This is a genomic window from Butyricimonas hominis (assembly GCF_014287455.1).
Taxonomy (GTDB): Bacteria; Bacteroidota; Bacteroidia; order Bacteroidales; family Marinifilaceae; genus Butyricimonas; species Butyricimonas muris.
This window is the reverse complement of the sequence record NZ_JACOOH010000005.1, coordinates 17,103-41,460: the sequence shown is the minus strand read 5'-3', so window position 1 is coordinate 41,460 and position 24,358 is coordinate 17,103. Positions and strand designations below refer to the sequence as shown.

Genomic DNA, 24,358 nt, shown 5'->3' with positions numbered 1-24,358 from the left:
GGGTTATGGCAAACGGAGATATACTTTCGGATTTCGGCATCAACCTGTTGGAAGAGGAAATAGATGATGTCATTTTTCAGACCAATGAGTTCCTGACGGATGCGACCTTTACCGGCGCACAGGGGAGTTTTTGGTGGATTTTGCAGATGTGCATGGCTCTGGCGGCACTCTTCTCTATCGTTATGGCGGCAGGTATCGCCTACAAGATGATGGTGAAGCACGAACCGCTCGACGTGATGAAGCTGTTCAGACCGTTGGCCGTGTCGATTATCATCTGCTGGTGGTATCCGCCTGCGGACACGGGAATGGCAGGTAGTAGAAGCAACTGGTGCTTCCTCGATTTTCTGTCCTATATCCCGAACTGTATCGGATCGTACACGCACGACTTGTACGAGGCCGAAGCATCACAGATTTCGGACAGGTTCGAGGAGGTGCAGCAACTCATCCATGTACGGGACACGATGTACACGAACCTGCAGGCGCAGGCCGATGTCGCCCACACGGGAACTTCCGATCCCAACCTGATAGAGGCGACAATGGAACAGACCGGCGTGGACGAGGTAACAAACATGGAGAAAGACGCATCGAAACTTTGGTTCACATCGCTGACGGCAGGCGTTATCGTGGGGATAGACAAAATCATCATGCTGATTGCCCTTGTGGTGTTCCGTATCGGATGGTGGGCTACCATCTACTGCCAGCAAATCCTACTCGGTATGCTGACAATATTCGGCCCGATTCAATGGGCGTTCAGCATCTTGCCAAAATGGGAAGGTGCTTGGGCGAAGTGGCTGACACGCTACCTGACGGTGCATTTCTATGGAGCCATGCTCTACTTCGTCGGGTTTTATGTCTTGCTGCTCTTTGACATTGTGCTGTGCATCCAAATCGAGAACCTGACAGCAATCACAGCCAGCGAGCAGACAATGGCGGCTTATCTGCAAAACAGCTTCTTCTCCGCCGGTTATCTGATGGCGGCAAGCATCGTGGCTTTGAAGTGCCTGAACCTCGTGCCGGACTTGGCGGCATGGATGATTCCAGAAGGCGACACGGCATTCTCAACCCGAAACTTCGGTGAAGGTGTGGCACAGCAGGCCAAAATGACAGCTACCGGAGCGATGGGTGGAATAATGAGATAAATGATTGAATTTATAAATATTTGACAACTATGGTTATAAAGAACTTGGAAAACAAAATCAGGCTGGTGGGCATTATCTGCACCGCGTTCCTTGTGGGGTGCATCATCATCAGCGTATCAAGCATCTGGACGGCTCGCACGATGGTCACGGATGCGCAGAAAAAGGTGTACGTGCTGGACGGTAACGTGCCAATCCTCGTGAACCGCACGACAATGGACGAAACGCTTGACGTGGAAGCCAAGAGCCACGTGGAAATGTTTCATCATTTCTTTTTCACGTTGCCTCCGGACGACAAGTATATCCGGTACACGATGGAGAAAGCGATGTATCTGGTAGATGAAACAGGATTGGCACAATACAATACTCTCAAAGAAAAGGGATTCTATTCCAATATATTGGGTACGAGTTCTGTCTTTTCTATCTACTGTGACAGCATAGCTTTCAATAAAGAAAAGATGGAGTTCACCTACTACGGACGTCAGCGCATTGAGCGACGAAGCAACATTCTTATGCGCGAACTGGTCACGGCGGGACAGCTCAAGCGCGTGCCCCGGACAGAGAACAATCCGCACGGACTTCTCATCGTGAACTGGCGCACACTATTGAACAAGGATATCGAACAGAAGACAAAAGCCAATTATTAAACAGCAGTAATTATGAATATTAAGGGATTCAGGCGGATGCTGTTCGGTGAAAAGATGCCGGACAAGAACGATCCGCAATACAAAGACCGGTATGAACGGGAAGTGACAGCCGGGCGCAAGTTCGCCCGAGCGACACGCATCGACAAGGCGGCCGCCAAAGTACAAGGGTTTGCCAACACACACAGGACGCTATTCTTAGTCATCATCTTCGGGTTCGCCATCGGAGGTTTCATATGGAATATCTATCGTCTCACGATAGCATACCATTACAGCCACACGACGCGCACGGCAACAGAGATGCAGGATTCGGTGCTGCGGGAGCGGCACAAAAGGTTGCAAAGAATTGAAATGAGGGAAAATAAAGCGGATGAGCTGCAATAAAACAGTGCCTATGAATACACGGTTTGAAAAATCAGTCCATTCATCCGACGAATGGTACACACCTAAAGAGATATTGGAAGCATTGGGCAAGTTCGACCTTGATCCTTGCGCTCCTGTTCGTCCGCTGTGGCCGACGGCCGAGGTCATGTATAACCGAAACATGGACGGACTGTCGCGAAAATGGGAAGGGCGTGTATGGCTTAATCCTCCATATTCGCGCCCTCTTATCGAACTGTTTGTCCGAAAACTGGCGGAGCATGGTAACGGCATCGCACTATTGTTCAACCGATGCGACTCGAAGATGTTTCAAGATGTCATCTTCGAGAAAGCGGACGGAATGAAATTCCTGCGCCACCGTATCCGATTCTACCGTCCGGACGGGACACGAGGTGATTCTCCCGGCTGCGGAAGCATCCTAATCGCTTTCGGAAAGGACAATGCAGAGGTGCTGAAAAACTGCACCATTGAAGGCAAGTATGTACAAATCAATTAAAGACGCATGATGAAAATAACAGATAGAATCAATTTCAAGGAACCGAAGTATATGCTTCCGGCCATCCTGTACATTCCGCTATTGGTTGCATCGTATTTCATCTTCGACCTGTTCCATACCGAAACGGCGAAGATTCCAGACAAGACGCTCCAGACGACGGAGTTCCTGAACCCTGACCTGCCGGACGCCCAAATCAAGGGTGGAGACGGCATAGGCAGCAAGTACGAGAACATGGCGAAATCGTGGGGTAAGATACAGGATTACTCCGCAGTGGATAACATAGAACGAGACGAACCCGATGGCAACAAAGAAGAATATGAATCTCAATATACGCAGGACGACATCGCCCTGCTCGATGAACAACAACAGGAAAAAGCTGCGGCAGCGCAAGTTGCCGATGCCAAGACACGTGAGCAAGAAGCTCTCGCAGAGCTGGAAAAAGCCCTCGCCCAAGCGAGACTGAGAGGGCAGAATGAAGTAATGCCACCTTCTGAAACGGACAGTGCGGCATTTGTACAGATGCCTGCGGCGGCCATAGAGGTCAAGGGCAAAATAGAGGAAGAGAGCCGGTCGGTAAAAGCCCCGTCCGATAACGAGCCTCCCAACGAGGTCGTGCGAAAAGTAAAGACCGCTTCGGACTATTTCAACACGCTGGCGAAAGATGCCCATGAACCGAAACTCATCAAGGCCATTATCGACGAGGACATCAAAGCGGTGGACGGCTCGCGCGTGCGATTGCGCCTGCTTGACGATGTGGAGATCAACGAGTGCGTGGTCAAGCGCGGCTCATACCTGTACGCCACCATGAGCGGTTTCTCATCAGGGCGCGTGAAGGGGAATATCACCAGCATTCTCATTCACGACGAATTGGTAAAGGTCAGTCTGTCTCTGTATGACACAGACGGCATGGAGGGACTGTATGTGCCCAACAGCCAGTTCCGGGAAACGAGCAAGGATGTGGCGAGCGGTGCGGTTTCGAGCAATATGAACATGAATACCGGAAGCTACGGCAACAGCCTTACCCAATGGGGAATGCAGGCCGCCACGAATGCTTACCAGAAAACGAGCAACGCCATCGGCAAGGCCATCAAGAAAAACAAGGTGAAGCTGAAATACGGCACGTTTGTGTATTTGGTGAACGGTCAGGATAAACAGTAAAAAAACGAAAACCATGATAGAAACGGACAACATATACAATATGGATTGCCTTGAGGGAATGAAGTTCATTGCGGACAGCAGCGTTGATGCCGTTATAGCAGATTTGCCCTATGGTGTGCTGAACCGCAGAAACGAGTCGGCCGGATGGGACAAACAAATTTCGCTCGAACCGCTTTGGGAGCAGTACCGGCGCATTACTAAGCCGGGAAGCCCGATTATCCTCTTCGCACAGGGTATTTTCTCCGCACGGCTCATGCTGTCACAGCCCCGGATGTGGCGGTACAACCTCGTGTGGCACAAAGACCGTGTGACGGGTCATCTGAACGCCAACAGAATGCCTTTGCGTCAACATGAAGACATTTTAGTATTTTACCAAAAACAGCCAGTGTATCATCCGCAGATGAGTTACAAACCCGGACAAAGGAATCATCCTCGTGGAATGTTCAAAAGGATGACAAACCGCTGTTATGGTGCAATGAAGCCTACCCCCTCACATATCTCCGATTGGAAATATCCGACTTCGGTCATATCCATACCCAAAGAGCATCGGACGGGGGCGTTCTATCACCCGACACAGAAGCCCGTCGCACTGGTGGAGTACCTGATACGCACCTACACCAACGAGGGGGATGTGGTATTGGATAATTGTATCGGTTCGGGGACAACTGCCGTTGCCGCCATCCGCACGGAACGGCATTATATCGGATTCGAGATCGAGCCGGCGTATTGTGAGGTTGCCGGACATCGGATTCAGGAAGAATTGAAACGCAGAAACGGAACGAAAGAAGGGAATCGAGAAATAAATAACGGAAACCAATAAAATCAACAATATCAATGATATGAATATGAATGTGAACAAGAAAGGAATCGTGGCAGCATTTCTTATAGCGTCAGGAATGTTTGCTGCACATGACGCACAAGCCCAGCGCACCTATGAGGAGATGGAGCGGCTGACGGTCAATGAACAGGTAACGACCGTCATTACGGCATCGGAACCTGTCCGCATGGTGGATATTTCCACCGACAAGGTGGCAGGCGACCAGCCCATAGAGAACATCATCCGGCTGAAGCCCAAGGATACGGGATACGAGGACGGCGAAGTGCTGGCTATTGTAACCATTGTAACGGAGCGATACCGCACGCAGTACGCGCTCATTTATACCACACGAATGAAAGAGGCGGTGACAGATAAAGAAATCTTGTTGCATGAACGGGATGCTTATAACAACCCGGCTGTCTCGATGTCCACTGCAGAGATGGTTCTTTTCGCGAGGCGCGTGTGGAGTTCACCTGCGAAATTCCGTAATGTCGCCACCAAAGCTCACCGTATGGTGATGCGCCTGAATAATATCTATGCTGTTGGCGACTACTTCTTCATAGACTTCTCCATAGAGAACAAGACGAACATTCGGTTCGACATTGACGAGATACGGGTAAAGTTAGCGGACAAAAAACTCGCCAAAGCAACCAACGCACAGATCATTGAACTGACACCTGCCTTGGTATTGGAACATGGCAAGACGTTCCGGCATGGCTACCGCAATGTGATTGTGGTGAAGAAGATGACATTCCCGAACGACAAGCTGCTGACTATTGAAATGACGGAGCGGCAAATCAGCGGTCGCAATATCAGCCTGAACATAGACTATGAAGATGTGCTGTCCGCCGATTCGTTCAACACAACTTTATTGGAGGAGGAATGACGATGAAAAAGATGATGATACTGGTGCTTGCCTGCGTGTGCTTCGTTATAAATGCGAATGCCCAGCGCAACAGCGGTCGCCTCTCGTTTGGTGTGGGGCTGCTGTATGAGAACGGCATGGATATGACGCTCGCCTACGAGCACGAAATGAACTATCGCCATGCGTGGGAGTTTTTTGCCAATGGCTATATAAAATGGGCAGAATGCGGCTCGTGCGGCCATGTCTGCCCGGAATCTTTCTGGCGGAATTATCGCACCTACGGCTTAGGCGTGGCTTACAAGCCTTGTGTGGTGCGTGGACGCAACCATTACGGCAGTCTGCGTATCGGAGCTTCGGCAGGGAGCAATACGAAAAAGTTTCTTGCCGGTATCCATGTGGGTTATGAACATAACTATGTCCTGCGGTCGGGATGGACGCTGTATTGGCAGGTAAAGAGCGACATGATGATAAAGGGCGCGGATCTGCTGCGCACGGGTGTCGTGTTAGGAGTGAAACTACCGATAAAATAAGAAAAAACGGAAATATGATGATACGGAAGATACATACGATGATACTGGCAGTGACAGCGGGACTGTGCGCTGCCTGCGACGCCCATATCGACATGCCCGACACGGCTGTACGTCCGGGGCATATCCTCTGTGAGGACGGTACAACATTACCCTATGTGCAATATGAGCAATCTGGGAAACGAGCGATAGCGGTTGTCTTTGATACTGAAAAACGTGACGGTACGGAAGGGAACGGCTATGCGGTTTATCTGTGGGAGATTGCTCCTGCAGCATTTGCCGACAGTCTTGGCATCGAGCAGGGTACGTCGGCCGATATAGGAGCCTACGATGGGAATACGAACACCTTTGCACTATACGACACTCGCGAGACGGCTTCACCTATGGCGGAAGCGGTCTTCGATTTATGGCGGTACGGGCAGAGTGCATACGTCCCCTCGGTGGCGCAGATGCGTTTACTGTATGCCATCCGGGAAACGGTCAATCCCATTGTGACGAAATGCGGCGGTGATCCGCTGCCACAGAATACAGACGAAGACTGCTGGTACTGGACATCGACGGAGGTCAAGGGGCAACAGATTGCCAAAGCGTGGCTTTACTCATTGGGTAGTGGCGCAATGCAGGAAACACCGAAGACACAGGCGCACCGGGTGCGGCCGATTATCACACTGAACAAGTAGGAACGAAAAGCGTGAAAGGACAAAACAATGGAAGAAAGCAAAGAGCTACAAGGGTTCTACAAGATATTCCGTGCGGTCATCTATATCTCCGTGCTATTGGAGTTCTTCGAGTATGCCATCGATCCGGCCATACTTGACCACTGGGGCGGCATACTGATCGATATTCACGGGCGCATCAAACGGTGGATGATATACGACGACGGCAATCTTGTGTACAGCAAGGTCGCCACGTTCCTACTCATCTGCATCACCTGTATCGGAACACGCAACAAGAAACATTTGGAGTTTGATGCACGCAGGCAGGTGTTATACCCGTTGGTAAGCGGACTTTTCCTGATCGTGCTGTCCGTATGGCTGTTCCGTCATCCGATGGAAACAAGGTTTTATACCTTACCGCTCAATATCATTTTCTACATGGCTACCACGCTGGTAGGTGTGATATTGGTGCATATTGCACTGGATAATATCTCGAAGTTTATCAAGGAAGGGCTGGGCAAAGACCGCTTTAACTTCGAGAACGAGAGCTTCGAGCAATGCGAGGAGAAAGTTGAGAACGAATACAGCGTGAACATACCGATGCGGTACTATTATAAAGGCAAATTCCGCAAGGGATGGATTTCGATAAGCAACTGTTTCAGGGGCACATGGGTAGTCGGAACTCCGGGCAGCGGCAAGACGTTCAGCATCATAGAACCGTTCATCCGACAACATAGTGCCAAGGGCTTCGCGATGGTGGTCTATGATTATAAATTTCCGACACTTGCCACCAAGTTATACTATCATTATAAGAAGAACCAGAAACTCGGCAAAGTGCCCAAAGGGTGCAAGTTCAACATCATAAACTTTGTGGATGTAGAGTACAGCCGACGGGTGAATCCGATTCAGGCGAAGTATATCAACAACCTCGCTGCGGCGAGTGAAACAGCGGAAACGTTGTTGGAATCCCTACAAAAGGGCAAGAAAGAAGGTGGCGGCGGTAGCGACCAGTTTTTCCAGACTTCAGCGGTGAACTTCCTTGCTGCCTGCATCTATTTCTTCGTGAATTACGAACGTGAACCCTATGATGCCAACGGCAAGAAGCTGTATGCGGAGAAGCGGCAAGATCCGCAAACGAAATTCTGGAAGCCGACCGGAGTGGTGCGTGACCGTGAGGGTGGCAACATCGTGGAGCCTGCTTACTGGCTGGGTAAATACTCGGATATGCCGCATATCCTGTCGTTCCTCAATGAGAGTTACCAGACCATCTTCGAGGTGTTGGAGACAGACAATGAGGTTGCTCCTTTGCTCGGCCCGTTCCAAACCGCGTTGAAGAACAAAGCGATGGAGCAGTTGGAAGGTATGATAGGTACGCTGCGTGTATATACTTCGCGTTTGGCCACCAAAGAAAGCTACTGGGTCTTCCATCGTGACGGTGACGATTTCGACCTGAAAGTGAGCGACCCGAAGAATCCCAGCTATCTACTGATAGCCAACGATCCGGAAATGGAGAGTATCATCGGTGCGCTGAACGCTTTGATTCTAAATCGACTTGTTACCCGTGTGAATACGGGTCAGGGAAAGAACATTCCAGTAAGCATCATCGTAGATGAGTTGCCAACCTTGTATTTCCACAAAATTGACCGACTGATAGGTACGGCGCGAAGCAATAAAGTAAGCGTGACGCTGGGATTTCAGGAATTGCCGCAATTGGAAGCCGACTACGGAAAGGTCGGAATGCAAAAAATCATCACAACGGTGGGCAACGTGGTAAGCGGTTCGGCTCGTGCGAAAGAAACGTTGGAATGGCTGTCGAATGACATCTTCGGTAAGGTGGTACAAGTCAAAAAGGGTGTGACCATCGACCGGGATAAAACGAGTATCAACCTCAATGAAAACATGGATGCCCTTGTACCTGCCTCGAAGATTTCGGATATGGCGACGGGATGGATCTGCGGCCAGACGGCGCGAGACTTCACAAAGACGAAAACCGGCACGGGAGGTTCGATGAACATTCAGGAATCGGAGGAGTTCAAAACCACGAAGTTTTTCTGCAAAACCGACTTCGACATGAGGGAGATTAAAAGAGAGGAAGCCGGTTACGTACCGTTACCGAAGTTCTATACATTCAAGTCAAGGGATGAGCGAGAACGCATCCTGTACAAGAATTTTGTGCAAGTCGGGCTGGATGTCAAAGAAATGATAAAAGATGTGCTGAACAAACGCGGAGCGAAATAGCGGTCGAGGCTGAGATAAGATAAGAGAGTCAATAAAAATGTGAAACACCTGCAATACTCACGATATTATTGCAGGTATTTCTATATTTTCACCCTATCCTAAAACAGGCTTTCGGACAAAAAAAGTTCTTGTAAACGTTACAGTAGTATATAATATAAATGGATATTGCGGCTTGGACTATCTATGCGTACATGAAAACACTGTCCACATGAAGATGTGGGCAGTGTTCATTTGTTCACCTGTTTGCTTAGGCTCGTTTGCCACTTACCAATACGGCAAGCTGTTGATTACAGAAATTGTCGTATTCCTCTTTATCCGTACCGCTTTCGATGGCACGGTCGATAACATCGCCCAACTCGTCGAAGCAGACTTCCTCATTGACACACTCCGAGCTTGCGCCTTTCAGTAGATATACTTCGTAATAATCGGAACCGTTGAGCGCGATAATGACATATCCGGTATGAAGCCGTCCGTTCACTTCAAGCCGCAACGCCGGCAGGTCTTTGAATACGGTGGCAGCAAACTCCGTGACACCCCACGACATGAAAACGGGCATAGGTGTCATTGAAACTAATTGCATTTTGATGGTCTGTGCGATTTGCATTACATACTCTTTGTCCATAACTTTTAATTTTAGATGATTATTGATTTATTTAGTCGAACCATTCGGGATTGTCTTGCTTCAGTTCGGCAATCAGCTCCTCGTCCGGCAAATTGAGGGTGTTTTTGTCTGTGAAGAAAAATATCTCGTCGTAAAGCTGTTCGGCTTCCTTGCTGGCAAAACCTTCGTTCTCGTCCTCGAAACTACCCGGATGAAGGGCATCGAGCAGGAGGGTCGAACCGATCTGCAATTCTTCGCCCTCGTTGGATTCCACCACACGGCAGGTATATGTGATGCCGTTAAATTGTACTTCCTGTGTTTTCATACGCTGTTATCTTAAAGGGATATTTCGTCCGTTCTCATTGAGGTATTCCATGATGTGTTTCGCTTCCTCGTGCGATGCACGGTTGCGGTCGTCATATCGCCGTGTCTCGTCTGCCATGACCACGATACACTCTTTGATAAGCCGGTAAAGGCTCTGCTGCAGTGTGGGGTGCATATCAGGGATAGCGGCAGCAAACCGCTTGGGATTGAAACTGAAACTATTTACTGCCATTTCCCACTCTTTGGCGAGTTTGTACTCCTTGCTTTCTTTGATGTTGTCCATTGTCTTGAATTTTAATGATTTGTTTTTCTTCCCTTTGTTCGGCATCCCTTTGTCGGAGCCGTTCGGGTTTTACGATGCGTTCAAGAGACTGACGAAAAAGCCCTTTCCGACGCTTTTTCCGGAAAATTACGCTTACGCAGGAAGGAAGAATTTTTCGAGAAATGCACTTCAAAGCGGCGGAATCAGGCGCGGCAGTCCACCTTTGCATCCTAAAAACAGACCGGAAACGACACAGGCTGTCTGAATCCGGGGAAACGCTATAAAGGAGATAATAACAGAGATAGAACAGGGTGTCGGCTCGTGTACAACGAGCCGGAATAAGCAAGAATTTGATAGGTATAAAAGGATGTGGGCTGCCACTCACAGATGCCTTACTTTGCACAAAAAATAGAGGGCGGATTTCTCCGTCCTCCATTCATCAGCCAAGAGGCTGTCAAGCTGCAATTTCCTCGGTTTGCTGCTCGGTCTGCACTTCCGTTTCGGGCTGTCCGTCTTCGGTGGCGTTTGCTTCCTGCTTCGCCTTTTCCTGTACTGAAAGAACAGCAATCTTTTCTTCGATGCGTAGGTGTCGCTTCTCGTAAACCTCATTGTGTCCGTTTTGGATGTCTGCCAACTGGTCGGGCATGTGCTTCTTGGCAAAATCGAGCAAGAGGGATGCGGTGGCATTGCTGCCCGATGCGTTCTTGAAATTGGATATCAAGAAATCCCTGCGGATAATAGCTTTTTGCTTGGCGGTAAGATTGGCGATGATGTTCATCTTGTCCTCGTCCTTAAGGTAGTAGTAGGTTTCTTTTGTCTCTATACCCATAGCCTCGAAATGCTCTCTGCGAAGAAATGGGAGCATGAAGAAATAAATCATCCTGTCCTCGTCTGCGCCAAACTTGGTTTCCGTCATATCGACCTCCAAAATCTGCTTTTTGGTGTCCTCTACGGTCTTTTCTTGCGCGATCTCCTTGTTGCGCTTGTCCTGTTTCTCCAATTTTTCAATCGGGGAAACGACCGCATCTTTGGCTTCTCCTGCCACAGCCTGTACTTCGGCATTTTCTACATAACATAATGATATGTCGTTGTGTCCAATCGTCACATATAGCGTGATTTCTCCGGCTTCGCTCCTGCGGTTCACGTCCTCGCATTCCTCCTTGTATTCCGACAGCTCTTTTTCGTACTCCTTGTATGCTTCCGCATATTCCTCGTCGTTTTCGTAATCCTCCATGTCGGGAGCTTCGGGTTCTTCGGGATAGTCGGCAGGACGTACCGAAAGTTTCTCTACCTCAAAGCCTGATGCCACGAGTTGTTCGACCACTTTTTCATTGCAACCGTAAAAATCCCGACAAAGTAAAGCAAAGGGTCGCTGTTCCATGAGCTGTACGGCTTTTTCCGCAAGGTACGATGCGTTCATTTCCTCAAGGCATTTTCGGTTGGCGCAATTTCCGCAACTGCCCTCTTCACAGAACAACATCATGTTATTGGTATTGTGGGGACACGAAAGGCATACCGTCTTGTCGAAAAAATACCGCTTGAGGTCGGTGGTGTAGCTTCGTTCGATGTTTTTTGCCACCTCGGAGGCTTTCATCCCACGCCAACTATTATACAGCACACCCTCTTTCAGATGCTTCTCGTAGATGTCGTGCTGTATGTCTTCCCCATAACGGCAGATTTCGGTTGCTACGCTGATAGTCAGTTCGTCCTGTTCTAATAGTTGTGCAATTTCGGGTATCAAAGAAACGAATTTCAGCCGTGTACGGATATAACTCTCATTCTTGCCGAACTGCACCGCCAAAGATTGCACATCATGGCGACCGCTCTCGATGAGCTTTTGGTATGCGTTGGCTTCTTCAATGGGTGTCACATCTTTGCGTTGTAGGTTTTCGGTCACTGCCATTTCCTCGGCTGTCTCGTCCGAAATATCCAAGATGACAGCAGGTATTTCTTCCAAACCTGCGATTTGCGAAGCCCTGTATCTCCGCTCTCCGAAAACAATCTCGAAGCGGTTTTCCGCAATGGGACGTACCCCGATAGCCTGTAACACTCCTTGCTGACGAATGCTGTCTGCCAATTCCGCAAGGCTCTTTTCGTCAAAGTTCTTGCGAGGGTTGTAGTTGCTCGGCTGAATGTCTGCCAATGCTACCGATACGATGTTCTTCACTGCCGTTTGACTGATTGCTGTTTCCATAATGCGTTTAATTTTAATTGTTTATATTTGTTGATTTTGTTTTTATTTTCCCTTTTTTCGGTTCTTTTTCCTGCCTGAACCGTTTGGGATTTACAGATGCGGTACAGGGCTGCCGGACAAGCTGTTTCCGACGCTTTTTCCGGAAAATTACTCTTTCGCAGAAAGGAAGAATTTTACAGGAAATGCACTTCAAAGTGACGGAATCAAGCGCGGCAGCCTACCTTTGCGTCTGATAAAACCAACCGGCGATGGTAGGGAACGAAGCCGGATAAGCGATAAGAAAGATGAATAGAAGAGGAATATAGCCTGCAGTTACAAATGGCGTGGTAAAAAAGAAAAATCATCTACCTCCGGGCAGATGATCTATAAATGAAGTTCAGTCCGGAATATTACACCAAGCGGACAGATTACAGGTGTGTGCGGATATAAAAAAGAGAAAGCCTCCGGTTTTGAGATTAAGAGCGGTGGGAAGCTATTCAAATATATAAAAGGCTCCGGCGTAGGATTGCCGCATCCAACCGAACAGAGGGACACAGCAATCGCACCGGGTCATTTCCCATGCTTCTCCAGATACTCTTTCATTGCTTCGTTCACAATATCTCTGAGAGACATGTTTTTGTCTATGGCAAGGTATTTCATCCGGGTATGAATGCTCTTGTCTATGACAAAATTGCAATGCACTGCCGGTTCTTTTTTGGTAGTGGGTGCTTCCTGCCGTTTCTCACCGACAGTTTTCTTGGTGGGTGACAACAGACCGTCCAGCCCGCTTTTCATATCTCCAGTCAAATCTTTTTTAGCCATATCCGTTTACTTTAATTTCAGTACCTCTTGCGCCAGTGACATATAGTCTTTGGCTCCATTACTGTTCTTGTTATATTCAAAAATGTTTTTTCCCTTTATCGGGGCTTCGGCCAGTGCCACGTTGTCCCTTATGACAGTCTTGAACACTTTGTCGCAAAATGAATCGTTGATGATTTCTGACACGTTTTTGTTCAGCGTCTTGCGTTTGTCAAACTGTGTGATGACTATGCCGCCGATATTCAGATTCGGGTTCAACCGTTCCCTGACAATCTCGATTACGTTCGTAATCTTTGCCATGCCTCGCATGGCGAGAAACTGTGCCTGAACGGGAATAATCAGATAATCGGCTGCGGTAAGGGCGTTCAGCGTAAGCAGTCCCAAAGAGGGAGGACAGTCGATAAGGATATAGTCGAATTTCTGCGTGTCGAGCAGCCGGGCAATCAGTCCTTTCAGAATCAGTTCCCGTCCGGGTTCATTGATAAGTTCGGATTCCGCCGCCGAGAGGTCGAGGCAGGCCGGAACAATAGAAATGCCGTTTTCCGCTTTGACCAGCGGCAGAGGATATTCGCCTTTCATCGCCCCGTAAACGGTCTTTTCCTCCTCGATAGAGAGGCCGAAAGATTCCGTGAGGTTTGCCTGACCATCCATGTCGATAGCCAGCACGCGCTTTTTCTTCTGCTGCAAGGCGGCAGCCAGATTAATGGTGGTGGTCGTCTTCCCGACACCGCCCTTATGGTTAAGGATTGCAATTATTTTTGTCATTGTCTCACTCTTTAATTTATGATACAAAGATAATACTATTATTCGTAAATACTACGATTAGTATATACTATTTTACTACAATCAGTCATATTAGTAATGTAGTATATAAGTATTTACTACAATACTAAAATGATACATGACTAAATGCAGCATATACTACGATGAGTAAACGGCATGTTTCCTAATTTACTACATATAGTATATACTACACTTAGTATTGCCTTATTATCTGTGATATATGGGACAATATCAAAACGGCAAATCGTCCGTATCATCCTGCGGCATATCGGCAGGCGGCATAGGAACATCCTCCGCGTCACTTACCGGATTATCCGCATCGGGGTTATTGCTTTGGCTGTCCCGTTTACCGGTATTGATGAACTCCAACGCATCCGCTGCAATGGAGAACTGGATTTGGTAGTCCTCGTTCCTGTCCTTCCACAAAGAAGCCGACAGTGTTCCCTCAATGAGTACCAGCCGTCCTTTGGTAAGATATTCTGACAGCCGGATATGGCTCTCTTTTTTGCTTCTTACCCTTATCCATGTAGTGACGTTATTCCCGTGTGAATAATCATCAACGGCAATATCAAAAGCGATGAACGTGCCGTGTGTTCCAGTGATAACTTGGCAATCTTTGCCGATGCGACCGATAGTATGAACGTATAACATAATAGAAATTTGTTTGTGGCAGGTGGTTAGTCCTGCCGTTACCTTGAATCTCTGTTTTTATTTTTCCCTTTGCTCGATTCCTTTCTGGCGGAACTGCTTTGGGATTTTATGGATGCGGTACACGGCAGTCGGTACAGCTTCATCCGTCAGGCTTTTCCTGCCAATTACGCTTTCATCGAAAGGAAGAATTTGCAGGAAATACACTTCAAGCCGCCGGATCAAGCGCGACAGCCGACCTTTGCATCTGATAAAACCAAACCGGTACGACAGGGAGCGAAGTCGGGAAAGCGGTCATGGAGAAGCTATAAGGGGATGAACCGGAAAATTGTATAAAAGAGGAAAAAGAATACTATAAGGGCATAGTCGCACCGCGTACACCAGACGATACGAGTGTTCCGCCTATAAATGGATATTGCCGTCGGCAGACCGGAACGAAAATCCCCCTGTCCGGCAATCACTACCGAACAGAGGGAAAGGTTAAATATGAAATGAATTAGGCAGCCTTGGGTTCGTACTCGGCAGATGTTGTTTCAGGTAGAGAGTGCGAGCGTTCCGCTTCTTTGAGGCTTTCGTCAATCTTACGCTGCAACTCCTTACACTCCAGTTTGAGCTTTGCCAGTTCATCGGCCTTGCTCCACTTGCGACAAACGATGTCCCGTAATACGGGGATTTCGTTTTCAGCCCGTTCCACCGCTTTCTGCTGTTTCTCGATAAGTGAGGGCAATTTGCTTAGTGCACCTTGCGGATAACGTGACGCATCCACGAATCCAAGGGGCAATGCGCCGCTTAGTCCGCATTGGTATTTCAGTCCGCTTAATCCTGCGACAAAGAACGTGTTACGCTCAAATACTCCTGTGATGCTGTACTCGCTGCGCACCAACAAGTCAAGTCCTGCATACGTGCCGATAGTGGCGTATGCTCCGCTGCGGTAGGCCTTGGATAGGTGGTGCAGTTCGCGTCCGATTTCCTCTGCAGTTGCTTGTGGCAGGTTCAGAAGCATCGTTGCCTTTGTGCCTTCGTAAGAGGTGATGTATTCCAAATCCTTTATGAAACAGTCCTTTGTGCGCTTCGCTTTTTCAATATCTTCACGAGAGGCTGCAATCTTTCGCTCGGCACGGATGCGTTCTTTCTTGAAAATGGCCTGTTCTTTTTCAAGTTGCATAATCTTGTTATCGAGCTTTGCCTTGTTCAGCAGGTCGGTATTGCCTGACAGAATAGCCACGAACTCGGCGAAGTTCATGCCGTTGTCTTCGTCCATGCCGCCCTCGTCTATGCGGCGCACAGCAATAGTGCCGTTGTTGATTTGGGATATGAACATCTGCTTGTTTCTAAGCAAATTGAATTTGTAGGCGTCGAGTGTCTTTTCCGTGCCGTAAATCACCAAATCGACAACGTTACCGCCCCACAGCTTCACAGTATTGCCTTTGCGAACTGCTCGACCATTGCGCTGTTCCATGTCGGCCGGTCTATCGGGTAGGTCAGGGGCATTACTGCCCCTTTCCCCCCTCAGAACCGTACATGAGAGTTTCCCCTCATACGGCTCAAGCTTTTCTAAGCCTCTGTTTGTTTGCAGAGACCGGCTCCGATTACTTCTTGTTGACATTGTATTTACGGGATAATTTGAAACATTCATCGTGAACCAGTAGATTGCATTTCCTGCCGTTTTGAACGGTCGGCATTACATTCCACGCTTTATTCGTGTCTATCGGTTCACCACATATCGGACAGAGTCTGTTCTGCTTCTCCCAAAGGAAAAGCAGGGACTTCCGTCCTTTGAGAGTCACAAGCATTTTGGCTTTCATTCTCTGATTGAAGTATAATCTGCAATCATTATCAAACGGATTCATATCGCCTTTTATCTGTGTATATTTCAGAAAAGGAAATGAAGATGTCAATGTCAGCAGTGACAGTTGGTCATCTTTTCCGTCTGATTTCTTGAACTTGGCCGCGAAAGTCCAGCTGTTTCCTCGGATGTTATGCCAATAGCGGTCTTTAATCCACCGCTTCCCTTTCTTGGAATGGCGGCGTCTGGCCCATTGCCATAGTGAGAGAAATATCTGATGGTCGATTCTGTGAAATGAATCACGTGTCGCCCCATGCTGATAATACGCTCCCCATCCTCGGATTTTACGGTTCAGCAATCGGATTAATGACTCCTGCTTACAACCCTTGTTGCCTTTGATTACCTTACGGATATTTCCCATAAAGCGTTTCTCGGCTTTCCTGGTTGGCTTCGTCAATATTTCATTGCCGTATTTGCGGATGTTGAAACCTAAGAAATCAAAACCGTCCGTTATATTGGTTATGACTGTCTTTTCGTCCGAGAGTGTCAGACCTCTCTCGGACATAAATTCAGCCACCAACGGTTTGATTTCGTTTTCAAGGGTTTCTCGGTTCTCGCAGGTGATTATAAAATCATCGGCATAGCGGACAAGGTTCACCATAGGTGAGTATAATTTGCCGTTTACACGATGCCGCTTATATTTCTCTGCAAGAATCTTCTGCAAACCGTCAAGCGTCATATTGGCAAGTGTCGGGGAGATGATGCCGCCTTGCGGCGTACCCTCCTCGGTCGGGAACATCTGTTTGTTGAAGATATAGCCGCATTTCAGCCATTTGCGAAGCATCACCTTATCCATAGGGATGTTGGCGAGTAGCCATTCATGGCTGATATTGTCGAAGCAACCCTTTATATCACCCTCCAAAATCCATTCGGGAGAATATCCTTTGCAGAGTATGCTGAAGCATTGTTGCACCGCATCCATACAGCGTCTTTCCTTTCGGAAACCGTATGAACGTGTATCGGCTGTTGTTTCCGATACGGGTTCCAATGCCAGCAGGTAGAGTGCTTGCATGGCTCTGTCTTTCAGAGTCGGTATTCCCAACGGTCGCAGTTTGCCATTACTCTTCTTGATGTGGACTCTTCTCAGCGGCTTCGGCTGATAGCCTCGGCGTTTGAGTTCGTTAATAGCTTGTGTCTTTGCTTCGGGTTTATCCCATGTTTCCATGTCAACCCCGGGGGTGTCTCCACCTCCATTGGAAGTAACTCTCTTTACGGCTAAGGCTTTTGCGTAAAAAGAGTGGGTCAGCGTCCACTGCAAGGCTTTCACCTTGTTGTGTCTGCCTTCCTTCTGAGCCTTTACAATTCGAGCTTGAAGCTTCTTGACGGAGACTTCCGCCTTGACCCAGTCTATGCTGTCCCACTGCGTTTGTCTCTTATCAGCAGGCGCACACGATATATTATTCTCGTTCATTTGCTTTCCTCCTTTCAGAAGTTCTTGAAGTTAATCGTAAAGAATCACCATTTGGCAATGTCTTGTTCTTTACGCCTACAAGACATTGTCACAGAAGTCTGCCCACTTTCGTGGCAGGTTGATGTCGTCACCGCCAGCACGTGGCAGGTGGCTCAAACCCTATCCGCTCCATTACAGAACGGCTTTCGCTTTCTCTGTTATCTTATACCTGCACTCCATTCGGCTTCCATTGCTGTCAGCTTACCTGCCATTTTGACATGGCAGGAGAAATACAGGCTTACCGTGTTTCGTATAGATAACTAACGGATAGGTTAGGTTCTGTCTCATCCTCCGGCGGTGCTTGTGTCCGTGTAATCCTACCGTGGAGAGGATTAACCGACCGCATCCCATTTTGGGCAGAGTGTATATAGTATCTTCCACTCTTTTACGACATTACGAAGTTTACTAACAGTTCGCTTACGCTAACCATACTATCCAGCCTCGCCACTCTACGGTATGATACTGACCGTACTTGACTTCCCCTCACGGTTCAGTCTTGTCTTACGAAAGTGTACTTTGTCCCGACCGCTTAATACAACTATTAAGGTGCATCGGTGGTAGGCTACCGTTGACGGAACAGCGGGTTAAAGCTGATTCCCAACTCTTTGGGTAATCATTCTAACAATTATCTATACGACTTCACGTCGCACCCAGGGAATTTCCAAATGATGCACTGCAACTGCACGTTGTTGGGCGTTTACGCCTGTACCCAACATGGTAGTGCTTCCGAAAAGCACCCGTACTTTGCCGTTGTTCATGTCCTCAAATAGCCGTTTCCTTGCCCGTTCGGTCGTGACGCATTGGATAAACTGTATTTCTTCTGCCGGAATACCCAATCGCACCAGTTTCTCCTTGATGTCGCTATAGATGTTCCACTCGTTTGGCTTATATGTGCCAAGGTCGCTGAAAACGAACTGCGTACCCCGGTTGGCGTTTGAGCGCATATAATAATCATAGATTGTCCTTGCACAGATAGAAGCCTTGTTGTCGGCATCATCGCTGAATTTTTCACCCAACAAACGCATATCGAGAGCCATTTTTCGGGCGACGTTGGTTGCAATCAGCATCTTCGCTTTGTCGAGGTTGTCAGGTTCGGGTATGTCAAGCCCCAAATCCTCCCACTCACCGCTGTGCGCAAAGGAAACCAGCCGTCCAATCATTTCTTCCTGTTGGATAGTCGGCGCATGAGAGAGGAAACGCACATTTTTCTCCGGTACATCGAGGTTTATCATGTCGGCAGTGCGATAATCGGTAATCTCACGCAGGAACATAGCCAGTTCCGGCACTTTGATATAGGTACGGAAACGCTCTTTGCGCTTGATAGCACCTGTTACATTCAGCTCATAGTCAGCGGTCTTTTGCGTGAATATCGCCGCCCACGCATCAAAGCACGAAATCTGCTGACGCTGCAGTTCGTGTGGGCGTAAATATTTGAACATTACGTAAAGTTCGGTCAAAGCATTTACTACCACCGTACCAGAAAGGAATGTTGCGCCGAGGTCTCGTCCCGTACGGTGCTGAATGTCCCGAATAGCAAACAAAAGGTTCATCGCCCTTTGCGAGCCTCGTGTGTTGCCGATGCCCGCAACCCTTGTGTGGCGTGTCTGAAACATTAAGTTCTTGAAAATGTGACATTCATCGACAAATATGTGGTCTATACCCATCGAGTGAAAATCTATTGTTTCATCTTTCCTTTCATTGATTTTCATCCGAAGCTCCTGAAGTTTGGCCGAAAGGTTCTGCTTGCGCTTTTCCAGCCCCTCTTGCATCCTGCCGCTACGGTAACGCATGGTGGATTGCTCCAGCACCTCCAGATTGCGCTCGACATCGCAAAGCTCCTCTGTGAATATCTCTATCATCGTTTCCTCCGACTGCGGTATCTTGGCAAACTGGTCGTGTGTCAGAATAATACAGTCCCAATTATTGTTTTTTATCTTGGAAAACACCTCTTTGCGGTTTGCAGGGGTGAAATCCTCCTTGCCGGGATAGAGTATCTTTGCCGATGGATAAGCCTTGCGGAACGTGTCGGCAATTTCGTGAACGTTGGCTTTTAAGCCTATAATCAAGGGCTTTTGCACCAATCCGAGACGTTTCATTTCGTAGGCTGCGACACACATAATCATCGTCTTGCCTGTTCCGACTTCGTGCCAACAAACGCCGCCCCCGTTCTGCTTAATCATCCAAATCGCATCCTTTTGTGAGGGATAGAGGCTGTCGTATGGGAACTGCTCGAAAGAAAGTCCGGGGAAAGTCTGTGCCGAACCGTCATAGGACGGACGCACATAGCAATTGAAGCGTTCGTTATATACTCTTGCAATCTCGTTACGTACTTCTGACGGTTGGTTGTCGAGCCATTCATTGAAACGGGTTCTTATTTCCTGTATCTTGGCCGCCGCTTCCTGTATGGCTTCCTCGTCCGGCACACGCACTTTGTCACCGTTGCGCTCTATCTCTTTCGTTATTTCGGGTACGGTATCTTGCAAGGCGTGTACGAACAACTCCTCGCCGTTGTAGTTTCGCACGGAATAGGTGTTGTAGGCTACGGGAGAATACCCTTGCAGACGCACCAAATAGGTGTCGTTCACATCGAAGTACATCACACTGGTTTCCGTTCCGAAAAGTTCTGCTGCAAACTCGGCATACAAAACAGTGTCGATCCAACGCTCGCCCATATTGATGTCAAGTTCTTCAAACGGTATCGGTTCGGGTACGGCGGCTTCCAATGCTTTAATGGCGGCTTCCGTCCACTCCTTTCTTTTGTCTGAGAGGTCGGGCAGACGGGAAACAACCTCTTTGCATTTGTCGATGACATTTCCTGCAAGGAAACGACCTTTGTGTTCCCATGCGTCACGGACGGGATTATAGAAAATCTCGTCTTTGAGGTCTCCGATAATCTCTTCCTCGTCCTTTCCGGTGGTCTGCATCAGATAATCCATATCCACACAGCCGTAAAAGTTCAGACAGCTTGCCAACGCTTCTGTAGGGGTCAGTTTCTTGTCGGTGTCTATCTTCTTGAACGCTACGGGTTCACGCATGATGTCGGCTTTGAATATATCTTTGCCTACCTGCATTTCAATCGTGAACACCTCCACGCCGAGGCTGTCGAGCATGATAAATTCTTTGTTATCGTTCGCATGGAAATAGCCCCACTTGGTTACGAAAGCGTCATAAAGCGTGTTCAACCGTTCACGCAAATACGGCTGTTCCTTTTGTTCCTCCCGTTCTTTGGCTGACAGTTCAAAGTATGCCTTACGGATAGGGAAATAGTCGTTTGCCCTGTCCGTGTTCACCTTGCCCTCGTCCACCGGCACGAAATCGACAGCCATTTCTTCATAATGGCTTGACTTGCGGAAGCGGATAACTCCGACCTGCCCCTCGAATGCCACCATTGCGCCCTCTTTCATCCATGCTTCCTGCTTGTCCGTGTAGGCACGTCTGCCTCTGTTCGCTGTCTCAATGGCTGTGCTACCGAAAAGCGACATCTGTGCCGGAACTTCGCCGCATCCGTCCCCCATGAAAAGCCCCTTACGGAAATAACGGTCAAAATCATGCTTGAGCAATGCGGAAAGGTATTGCGACATGGCATTTTCATCGCCGAGCCACTGATACTTGCGTACATACTTGCCGTACTGGTTCATCACGATGCGGCTTCCGGTCGCCAATGCGGTTTTAGGCAGGGTGAAAATCCGATTGGTATTCTCTGTCATTGTTCCTGCCGCTTCGACCTTTTCCTTATAGGTTTGTAGAAACGACCGCTCACGGAGCGACAATGCCGCTTTGTGCGTATGCTTTTGGAACACAAGTAAGTCACTGCCTACCTCGATGCCGCCTGTCTGCATGAAAAGTGTGTCGGGAAGACGGATTGCACTAATCAGGTCGGCATTGTTCACAAGATACTCACGCACGAACTTGTTGCCTGCTGTGTCTGCGATGCCCCTTGATGTGATAAAAGCCAGCAGGCCGCCCTCGTTGAGCAATTCCATAGCCTTGACGAAAAAGTAGTTGTGTATGGTTTTGGTGGCCTGTTCGTATGCACCGCCTTTCTTCCACAGCTCCGCATCGAAGACACGGAAATTCCCGAACGGGATATTGGAGGCTATGACATCGAACTTTGTATGCTCGAACCCCATTTCTCCGATTGTCTCAAATCCTCCCGCACTTGTTACCGTATCATCTTGTAATAACGAAAGTATCAGCCCCGAAATATGGTCTTTCTCAATGGCATAGTCATACGTGTCTGGCATGGCTACGGGCAGGAAACCGCCAATTCCTGCGGACGGTTCGAGAAACGAGCGCATTTGCAGACCGTTTTGTCGGAACGTGGTGTGTATCTGCCTTGCCACCGCATCGACAATGAATTTCGGTGTGTAAAAAGCGGTCAGGACAGATGCCTTGATGCTCTCGGTGACGGCTTGCCGCATCGGTTCCGAGAAATAGGGATATGCGTCTATAAGTTCCTGCAACCTACGGATTGGTTCGTCCATGTTGCCGCCTATGGGTCGGTCTGTGCCGATGTTCAACACTTCCTTGATGCCACCGAAACCCGAATATCGGGACAATACGGCTTTTTCCTCTTGTGTAGCCTTTCTGCCCTGCACCTTGATTTTCATTGCGGTTTCTATGGCTTCCACGTTGGCTACCAGTGATTTTAATTTGTCGTAACTCATATTTAACCTTGTTTTTTATTTCCCTTTGTTCGGCCTGTTTGCGACCGTCGGGATGATTTTTTCTGCATTCAGAAGGTGGCAGGAACAATCGGACAAGGCTGATCCGTAAAAATACGCTCGACAGCGGAGAGGAAGATTTTTGCGGTTCACTCGCGGCGGAACACCGGCATTGGCAAGATTGGGACGGGCAGATTACCTTCGCGGAAAAATTCAATCCCCGGCAGGTTGCACGGCAGCAGAAAATAGGTAAATGGAAATGGTTAGAAAAGGATCGAGAATAGGTAAAACAGTAAAGCGGACAGCCCGGACGGACTTCCCGGCGGACTGTCTTGGAACTGCGGATGACAATATTCATATCGTCCTCCGCAACTTCAAGTCTGTCCGCGTCCGTCCTTTTGCAAAAGTGGCTTTCCGCACTTTATGTAACGTGTTACACAAAATGCGGAAAGTCTCTTGAGGCAAACTGGCCGCACGATGCCGGATGGCAGACTATAAAAGGAAGAAAGACTTGATCAATAAAAGGGAGAAAGTAATACATAGAAAAGGAAACTGTCAGCAGACAGCAATGACAATCCGTACCAAGCCTTTGCCTGACACGGATTGCTTTCGATGCTATGATTGTCAGTCTATGTCGTAACCGATCATATATTCGTCATTGATAAGCAGGTAGTAATAACCGTTGCCGCAATTTCTGTATTCCTTGCTGAAGCCTGCTGCCATGTCGCCATTATCTCGTGGCTCGCACCACAGCGTACCGTCATAGCCACAGAAGTCAAAGCGGCATGTGGAAAAACTTTTTTTGTTCTTCATTGCCTGTCTGAAGAGGTACATTTCTGTCGTTCCGCAATATTTTTCGATTGTGGCAAGCCCGATACACTTGCCGTCGATGCGTGTACCGGTCGTGATGTGGTTCTCGTAAAGGGACTTATCCAAATCCGCATCGGCGATTGTGCGAAGCCAGTCGTTTGTATGCGTGGCAAGCCGTGCAAGTTTCTGGTACTTCAGAATCAGTTTCCTGTCCGTATTCGCTTCCTGGTCATGGGACGGATAATATATTTTCTCAATGCTTGTCCAATCGGTGAAAACATGACCTCTTTTTCGTTTTCTCGGTGCAATAATGCCAATGATATTTTCGTCTCGGTTGATAAACAAACGCCTACGTTGTCCACCAATCCGTACATACAAGGAGGTGGGATTTTGTTCATTGCGGAGATAGGCTTCCGCCGGATGGATAGTAACTGTTTCCATATCTACAAATTATTAAGTCTGTTTATGTTCAGAGTTTCGGAATTATGCCGGTTCTGACTTGTTTGCCGTCACGGTACAATGAGATTTCTCCGGGCATGAAGCCCATTTCTCCAAGAGCGATGTCTCGGATATAGTCACGGTACTTTTCGCCTGAGAAGTTTTTGCCGCACAAGTTGTTGAAAAACATAGGCATTGAAAAGCCGTCCGTGCTTGACAACACCGTTCTGCCATTCTGTTTAATTTCTTCTTTCATCTTCTTTACTTATCGTTAAACTTTGTTTTTCTTTCCCTGCTTTCGAGTTGCAGGGCTGTACTCTCTATTTTTGAGGCAACAAAAGGAAGAAGCTACGGCATCATAAGCCAAACCCGGATAGAAAACTGACCGTGCAACAGTCTGTTTTCGTTATCCGAATGGCAATGTGGTTTGGCGATTATGCGCTTCGTCCTACATTCGCCGACGAAAATGGAGGGCAGCTCCGACGAGGTGAAGGGAGAAATGGGAGTAAAACAGGAAATAGAAACAAAATCATCAATTTTGTTTGGGCGATTCGGTAAAACGTTGTACTTTTGCAGTGGAGAATGTCGTAAAAAAGTGTGTTTTTTACGACAAAACAGCAAT

Annotated in this window: 23 protein-coding genes and 1 pseudogene; 12 read left to right on the top strand and 12 right to left on the bottom strand. The window is 48.2% G+C overall.

What is annotated here, in order from left to right:
- Positions 1–5 precede the first annotated feature (5 nt).
- Genes H8S64_RS11585 through H8S64_RS11540 form a run of 10 tightly spaced genes read left to right on the top strand, consistent with a single transcriptional unit; the run spans position 6 to position 8,918 of the window.
- The gene (locus tag H8S64_RS11585; protein ID WP_117703421.1) at positions 6–1,139 is read left to right on the top strand and encodes a hypothetical protein; all 1,134 of its coding nucleotides are present in this window, start codon (positions 6–8) and stop codon (positions 1,137–1,139) included.
- 29 nt (positions 1,140–1,168) lie between these two features.
- Positions 1,169–1,783, top strand: coding sequence for a conjugative transposon protein TraK (gene traK, locus H8S64_RS11580; RefSeq protein ID WP_117703420.1), 615 nt, complete (start codon positions 1,169–1,171; stop codon positions 1,781–1,783).
- A gap of 12 nt (positions 1,784–1,795) precedes the next feature.
- Positions 1,796–2,164, top strand: coding sequence for a hypothetical protein (locus H8S64_RS11575; RefSeq protein WP_186976209.1), 369 nt, complete (start codon positions 1,796–1,798; stop codon positions 2,162–2,164).
- A gap of 10 nt (positions 2,165–2,174) precedes the next feature.
- The gene (locus H8S64_RS11570; protein WP_186976208.1) at positions 2,175–2,657 is read left to right on the top strand and encodes a DNA N-6-adenine-methyltransferase; all 483 of its coding nucleotides are present in this window, start codon (positions 2,175–2,177) and stop codon (positions 2,655–2,657) included.
- A 6-nt stretch (positions 2,658–2,663) separates the two neighbouring features.
- Complete coding sequence (gene traM / locus H8S64_RS11565; protein WP_186976207.1) at positions 2,664–3,815, top strand: conjugative transposon protein TraM; 1,152 nt, start codon at positions 2,664–2,666, stop codon at positions 3,813–3,815.
- 13 nt (positions 3,816–3,828) lie between these two features.
- Positions 3,829–4,635, top strand: a complete 807-nt coding sequence (locus H8S64_RS11560; RefSeq protein WP_186976206.1) for a DNA-methyltransferase — start codon at positions 3,829–3,831, stop codon at positions 4,633–4,635.
- Positions 4,636–4,666: 31 nt separating this feature from the next.
- A complete protein-coding gene (traN, locus tag H8S64_RS11555) occupies positions 4,667–5,518 on the top strand; it encodes a conjugative transposon protein TraN (protein ID WP_186976626.1) in 852 nt (283 codons plus the stop codon).
- Positions 5,515–6,027 carry a hypothetical protein gene (locus H8S64_RS11550; protein ID WP_186976205.1) on the top strand — a complete coding sequence of 171 codons (513 nt, stop codon included), beginning with the start codon at positions 5,515–5,517 and terminating at the stop codon, positions 6,025–6,027. Before traN ends, H8S64_RS11550 begins: the two co-directional genes overlap by 4 nt.
- Before the next feature lie 17 nt (positions 6,028–6,044).
- Entirely contained in the window at positions 6,045–6,704 is a 660-nt protein-coding gene (locus H8S64_RS11545) for an Lcl C-terminal domain-containing protein (RefSeq protein WP_186976624.1), read from the top strand.
- Between the two features lie 27 nt (positions 6,705–6,731).
- Complete coding sequence (locus tag H8S64_RS11540) at positions 6,732–8,918, top strand: type IV secretory system conjugative DNA transfer family protein (protein WP_186976204.1); 2,187 nt, start codon at positions 6,732–6,734, stop codon at positions 8,916–8,918.
- Positions 8,919–9,165: 247 nt separating this feature from the next.
- Here the strand turns inward: H8S64_RS11540 and H8S64_RS11535 are convergent, their stop codons facing one another.
- The 7 genes from H8S64_RS11535 to H8S64_RS11505 all read right to left on the bottom strand — a co-directional run bounded on the left by H8S64_RS11535 (position 9,166) and on the right by H8S64_RS11505 (position 14,531).
- A complete protein-coding gene (locus tag H8S64_RS11535) occupies positions 9,166–9,540 on the bottom strand; it encodes a hypothetical protein (protein WP_186976203.1) in 375 nt (124 codons plus the stop codon).
- A gap of 31 nt (positions 9,541–9,571) precedes the next feature.
- Positions 9,572–9,844, bottom strand: a complete 273-nt coding sequence (locus H8S64_RS11530) for a hypothetical protein (protein WP_186976202.1) — start codon at positions 9,842–9,844, stop codon at positions 9,572–9,574.
- Between the two features lie 6 nt (positions 9,845–9,850).
- The gene (locus H8S64_RS11525) at positions 9,851–10,126 is read right to left on the bottom strand and encodes a hypothetical protein (RefSeq protein WP_117703412.1); all 276 of its coding nucleotides are present in this window, start codon (positions 10,124–10,126) and stop codon (positions 9,851–9,853) included.
- Between the two features lie 433 nt (positions 10,127–10,559).
- Complete coding sequence (locus tag H8S64_RS11520) at positions 10,560–12,299, bottom strand: ParB/RepB/Spo0J family partition protein (RefSeq protein WP_186976201.1); 1,740 nt, start codon at positions 12,297–12,299, stop codon at positions 10,560–10,562.
- A 549-nt stretch (positions 12,300–12,848) separates the two neighbouring features.
- Positions 12,849–13,100: an RH3 domain-containing protein gene (locus H8S64_RS11515; protein WP_117703408.1), complete on the bottom strand. Its 252-nt coding sequence runs from the start codon at positions 13,098–13,100 to the stop codon at positions 12,849–12,851.
- Positions 13,101–13,106: 6 nt separating this feature from the next.
- Positions 13,107–13,862 carry a ParA family protein gene (locus tag H8S64_RS11510; RefSeq protein ID WP_117703407.1) on the bottom strand — a complete coding sequence of 252 codons (756 nt, stop codon included), beginning with the start codon at positions 13,860–13,862 and terminating at the stop codon, positions 13,107–13,109.
- Between the two features lie 249 nt (positions 13,863–14,111).
- The gene (locus H8S64_RS11505) at positions 14,112–14,531 is read right to left on the bottom strand and encodes a single-stranded DNA-binding protein (protein WP_186976200.1); all 420 of its coding nucleotides are present in this window, start codon (positions 14,529–14,531) and stop codon (positions 14,112–14,114) included.
- Between the two features lie 69 nt (positions 14,532–14,600).
- Here H8S64_RS11505 and H8S64_RS11500 point away from each other — a divergent pair, with 69 nt between their 5' ends.
- The gene (locus tag H8S64_RS11500) at positions 14,601–14,864 is read left to right on the top strand and encodes a hypothetical protein (protein WP_249938221.1); all 264 of its coding nucleotides are present in this window, start codon (positions 14,601–14,603) and stop codon (positions 14,862–14,864) included.
- 160 nt (positions 14,865–15,024) lie between these two features.
- Here H8S64_RS11500 and H8S64_RS11495 read toward each other — a convergent pair.
- From H8S64_RS11495 to H8S64_RS11485, 3 genes and pseudogenes are all read right to left on the bottom strand, one after another.
- Positions 15,025–16,011, bottom strand: a pseudogene (locus tag H8S64_RS11495) (DNA methylase); the annotation flags it as partial.
- Between the two features lie 106 nt (positions 16,012–16,117).
- Entirely contained in the window at positions 16,118–17,785 is a 1,668-nt protein-coding gene (gene ltrA / locus H8S64_RS11490) for a group II intron reverse transcriptase/maturase (RefSeq protein ID WP_186976198.1), read from the bottom strand.
- Between the two features lie 668 nt (positions 17,786–18,453).
- Positions 18,454–22,491: a helicase-like domain-containing protein gene (locus tag H8S64_RS11485; RefSeq protein WP_186976197.1), complete on the bottom strand. Its 4,038-nt coding sequence runs from the start codon at positions 22,489–22,491 to the stop codon at positions 18,454–18,456.
- A gap of 250 nt (positions 22,492–22,741) precedes the next feature.
- On the opposite strand from H8S64_RS11485, the gene H8S64_RS11480 reads away from it, so the two are divergent.
- Entirely contained in the window at positions 22,742–22,948 is a 207-nt protein-coding gene (locus H8S64_RS11480) for a hypothetical protein (RefSeq protein ID WP_186976196.1), read from the top strand.
- A gap of 164 nt (positions 22,949–23,112) precedes the next feature.
- Here H8S64_RS11480 and H8S64_RS11475 read toward each other — a convergent pair whose 3' ends face one another.
- Together H8S64_RS11475 and H8S64_RS11470 are read right to left on the bottom strand one after the other, a co-directional pair.
- Positions 23,113–23,739 carry a hypothetical protein gene (locus tag H8S64_RS11475; RefSeq protein ID WP_186976195.1) on the bottom strand — a complete coding sequence of 209 codons (627 nt, stop codon included), beginning with the start codon at positions 23,737–23,739 and terminating at the stop codon, positions 23,113–23,115.
- Positions 23,740–23,767: 28 nt separating this feature from the next.
- Complete coding sequence (locus H8S64_RS11470) at positions 23,768–23,992, bottom strand: DUF7688 family protein (protein WP_117703402.1); 225 nt, start codon at positions 23,990–23,992, stop codon at positions 23,768–23,770.
- Between the last annotated feature and the right edge of the window lie 366 nt (positions 23,993–24,358).